Source organism: Halomonas salipaludis, from assembly GCF_002286975.1.
Taxonomy (GTDB): Bacteria; Pseudomonadota; Gammaproteobacteria; order Pseudomonadales; family Halomonadaceae; genus Franzmannia; species Franzmannia salipaludis.
This window is the reverse complement of sequence record NZ_NSKB01000025.1, coordinates 1-3,874: the sequence shown is the minus strand read 5'-3', so window position 1 is coordinate 3,874 and position 3,874 is coordinate 1. Positions and strand designations below refer to the sequence as shown.

4 protein-coding genes are annotated in these 3,874 nt (G+C 64.5%); 2 read left to right on the top strand and 2 right to left on the bottom strand.

Annotated features, from left to right (window positions below):
* Both CK498_RS25490 and CK498_RS25485 read right to left on the bottom strand, forming a co-directional pair.
* A partial coding sequence (locus tag CK498_RS25490; protein WP_176475916.1) for a dihydroxy-acid dehydratase domain-containing protein occupies window positions 1-321 on the bottom strand: 321 nt, incomplete at its 3' end.
* A 51-nt stretch (window positions 322-372) separates the two neighbouring features.
* Window positions 373-2,121 (bottom strand): IlvD/Edd family dehydratase, encoded by a 1,749-nt coding sequence (locus CK498_RS25485; RefSeq protein ID WP_095623643.1) that lies wholly within the window; start codon window positions 2,119-2,121, stop codon window positions 373-375.
* 199 nt (window positions 2,122-2,320) lie between these two features.
* Here CK498_RS25485 and CK498_RS25480 point away from each other — a divergent pair, with 199 nt between their 5' ends.
* Together CK498_RS25480 and CK498_RS25475 are read left to right on the top strand one after the other, a co-directional pair.
* Window positions 2,321-3,400, top strand: a complete 1,080-nt coding sequence (locus tag CK498_RS25480; RefSeq protein ID WP_095623642.1) for a TRAP transporter substrate-binding protein — start codon at window positions 2,321-2,323, stop codon at window positions 3,398-3,400.
* Between the two features lie 215 nt (window positions 3,401-3,615).
* On the top strand, window positions 3,616-3,874 hold a 259-nt coding region (locus tag CK498_RS25475), incomplete at its 3' end, for a TRAP transporter small permease (protein ID WP_141247024.1).

The window sequence follows — 3,874 nt, the reverse complement described above, 5'->3', positions numbered from 1 at the left end:
GTTGCGATCCAGCGCCGCGGTGGGCCGGCGCACGTTCTCGTGGATGGGGTGCAGGGGGAACTCGAAGGGCACCCCGCCGGCGGCGCGGATGCCGTCCTTGACGCGCTTGACCAGCTCGATGTGGTGGCGGTTGCACGGCGTGAGATCGGAGCCCGACTGGCAGATGCCGATGATCGGCTTGCCGCCCACCAGCTCATCGAGGGTAATGCCCTGGTTGAGGTAGCGCTCGATGCACAGCGCCGTGGTGCCCGGGTGCTCGGAGTTATCGAACCAGTAGCGCGAGCGCAGCTGCTCCGGCGTGATCCTGTTGTTCGTTGCCATCGTTTCTGCTCCATTCACCGGGTTAACGCCGCTGATCCATGGTCAATGTCATTAGTGCGAGTGCCGCGGCACCTCGGCACCACGGCAGCCAACCAGGAAGTCGAAGTCGCAGCCCTCATCGGCCTGCAGCACATGCTCGATGTACAGCTGGCGATAGCCGCCGTCGCTGGCGATGCGTCGCGAGGCCGCGGTGGGGTCGCTTTGCGCCAGGCGCGCCTCGAGCTCGGCGTCGTCGATCTCCAGCTGCAGCGAGCCGGCTGCGCAGTCGAGGCTGATCCAGTCGCCGTTGCGCACCGCCGCCAAGGGGCCGCCGGCGGCCGCTTCCGGGGCCACGTGCAGTACCACGGTGCCGTAGGCGGTGCCGCTCATGCGCGCATCGGAAATCCGCACCATGTCGGTGACGCCCTGCTCGAGCAGCTTGGCCGGCAGCCCCATGTTGCCGACTTCGGCCATGCCGTGATAGCCCCGCGGCCCGCAGTGCTTCATCACCAGGATGCTGTCGGCCGTCACTTCGAGGGCGGGGTCGTTGATGCGCGCCTTGTAGTCGTCGAAGTTCTCGAACACCACGGCCTGGCCGTGGTGGTTCATCAGCTCGGGAGTCGCCGCCGAGGGCTTGAGCACCGCGCCCTGCGGGGCCAGGTTGCCGCGCAGTACACACATGCCGCCATCCTCGCGCAGTGGCGTGTCCCAGGGGCGGATCACCTCGTCGTCGTAGAGTGGTGCATCCTTGACGTTGTCCCACAGCGTCTTGCCGTTGACGGTCAGGGCATCCCCGTGGGGCAGCCGGTCGGCCTCGCCGAGGCGCTTGAGCACCGCCGGCAGGCCACCGGCATAGTAGAACTCCTCCATCAGAAAGCGTCCCGAGGGCTGCAGATCGACGATGGTCGGCGTGCCACGGCCGATGCGCGTCCAGTCGTCCAGCGCCAGGTCGACGCCGATGCGCCCGGCGATCGCCTTGAGATGGATCACCGCGTTGGTCGAACCGCCAATGGCGGCGTTGGTGCGGATAGCGTTGGCGAACGCCTCGCGGGTCAGAATCTTCGACAACTTGAGGTCCTCGTCGACCATCTCGACGATACGATTGCCGGACAGGTGCGCCAGCACGTAGCGCCGCGAGTCCACCGCCGGAATCGCCGCATTGTGCGGCAGCGTAGTGCCCAGTGACTCGGCCATGCAGGCCATGGTCGAGGCAGTGCCCATGGTATTGCAGGTGCCCGCCGAGCGCGACATGCCGGCCTCGGCGGCCATGAAGTCGTGCAGCGAGATGGTCCCGGCCTTGACCTGCTCGGAGAGCTGCCAGACCACGGTGCCGGAGCCGATGTCCTTGCCCTTGTGCTTGCCGTTGAGCATCGGCCCGCCACTGACCACGATGGTCGGGATGTCGCAGCTGGCCGCGCCCATCAGCAGCGCTGGGGTGGTCTTGTCGCAGCCCACCAGCAGCACCACGGCGTCGAGCGGATTGCCGCGGATCGCCTCCTCGACATCCATGCTCGCCAGGTTGCGGGTGAACATCGCCGTGGGCCGCAGGTTGGACTCGCCATTGGAGAACACCGGGAACTCCACCGGATAGCCGCCGGCCTCCAGCACCCCCTGCTTGACGTGGTCGGCAAGCTTGCGGAAGTGGGCGTTGCAGGGCGTCAGCTCCGACCAGGTGTTGCAGATGCCGATGATCGGCTTGCCCTGGAACTCGTGGTCGGGGATGCCCTGGTTCTTCATCCAGCTGCGGTACATGAAGCCATTCTTGTCGGCACTGCCGAACCACGCAGCGGAGCGAAGAAGTCGTTTGGGCTGGGAACTCATGGGCGCCTCGGTTGGTAGCAGCGAGATGTCGTGAGTTGACGGTAGTCCTCTTCTCGCGACTAGTCGATACATACAAAAGTATATGTTGAACAAATTGCCAATAAGTTCGACATTGAGTGGGCGAACGCCGACCTCGGGCACCTCGCCACGGCGTTACCCCTACAACAACCACACGACGTCACTTATGGAGACTCACGCCATGCACGCAATCTGGCGCAGGACCCTCACGCTGGCAGGAACTGCCACGCTCACGCTGGGCGTTGCCCACGCCCAGACCCCCGATCTCTCCGCCCCGCCGCCCATCGAGGGCGAGGTGATCACCGAAGACCTGGGGTCCCACACCATTCGCGTCGGTCTGGGCCTGGCCGAAACCTCACCGCTGTATATTTCCACCCAGCACTTTGGCAATATCCTTTCCGAGCGTACCGAGGGGCGGCTGACCGTCAACGTCTTCCCCAATAGCCAGCTGGGTGACGACGCGCAGATGATGGAGATGCTGCAGACCGGCTCGCTGGACATGACCATCCCTTCGACCTCGCCGGCCACTACCTACGTCGAGGAGCTGGCAGTGTTCGACCTGCCGTTCCTGTTACCAACCCGCGAGGCGGCCGTCGCCGTACTCGAGAGCGATGCGGCACTGGACCTCCTCGACAAATTCGATGGCACCGGCATCAAGGCCTTCGCCTATCACGAGAACGGCTATCGCCAGCTGACCAACAGCGTGCGCCCCGTCGAGTCCCCCGACGATGTCGCCGGCCTTGATGTCAGCGGCCTGACCATTCGCACCATGGAGAACCCGGTGCAGCTGAGCATCTGGGAAGCGCTCGGCGCCAACCCCACGCCGATGGCCTTCGGCGAGGTGTTCTCGGCCATGGAGCAGGGCGTGATCGACGGCCAGGAGAACCCCTGGAGCACCATCCTCACCTCCAACTTCCATGAGGTGCAGGATTACGGCTCCGAGACCCGCCACGTCTATACGCCGTTCATCATCATGATGTCCGAGCGTACCTGGGACCGGCTCGACCCGGCCTACCAGGAGCTGGTCGAGGAAGCGGCACGTGAAGCGGCGGCCTACGAGATCCAGCTGGCCACCGAGTATGACGACTGGTCTCGTAATCAGCTCGAGGAGCGCGGCATGCAGATCACCCGCCTCGACGACGACCAGATCGCTGCCTTCCAGGACGCCGTGCAGCCGGTCTACGAGGAGTGGGCACCGCGCATCGGTGAAGACTTGGTCGCCGAGATCCAGCAGATCGTCGCAGACACCATGAACGACTGATAACGCAGGACCAAGAGAGACGCGGGCCGCTGATTGGCCCGCGTTGCGTCTGTCTGCCTTTGAGGGTGTTTACAAAACAGGCGAACGAAGGCAAGACGAGGCAAAAATTGACGAAATTGCGGAGTTTACGGGGTGTAAATGAGCATATTGAGTCAAGTTTTAACGACGTATTGTCGAGTGCAGCCCTTTTGTAGACACCCTCTTTTGGAGCGCCTATGGATACCCCTCACTCACCGCCCCCGGACCCGTCCGAGTTCCTCGACGACCCGCGCCGCCAGCCGCTGGAGATCGATACCCAGCAGCGCCGCGGCCCGGCGGTCTTCCGCTGGCTGACCATCGGCATGGAGCACCTGATTGCCGCCCTGCTGGTGGCGCTGATCGTCTCGGTGTCGGCCAACGTCATCGGTCGTGCGCTGCTCAACCATTCGCTGCCGTGGGCCGATGAACTGGCGCGCATGCTGTTCATCTGGCTGA